1 protein-coding gene is annotated in these 255 nt (G+C 71.4%); it reads left to right on the plus strand.

Annotation, left to right across the window (positions count from 1 at the left end; genetic code table 11):
* Positions 1–255: IS1/IS1595 family N-terminal zinc-binding domain-containing protein (locus GM668_RS30450; protein WP_170305942.1), on the plus strand; the 255-nt coding region annotated here is incomplete at both ends.

Consider the following 255-nt stretch of genomic DNA (forward strand, 5'->3'; position numbering starts at 1 on the left):
AGCCGCAACTGTGCTGCCCGCGCTGCCATGCCACGCGCTGGTACCGGCATGGCCGCGAGTGCGGCTTGCAGCGCTACCGCTGCCGCGCCTGCGGCAAGACCTTCAATACCCTGACCGGCACGCCGCTGGCGCGGCTGCGCCATAAAGAGCGGTGGCTGGCTTACCTTGACAGCCTGCTGGCCTCGCACACGGTGCGCCAGGCCGCCGCCCGCAGCGGCGTGCACCGCAACACCAGCTTCCGCTGGCGCCACCGTT

Origin of the sequence: Pseudoduganella ginsengisoli (genome assembly GCF_009720865.1) — a bacterium.
Taxonomy (GTDB): domain Bacteria; phylum Pseudomonadota; class Gammaproteobacteria; order Burkholderiales; family Burkholderiaceae_D; genus Rugamonas; species Rugamonas ginsengisoli.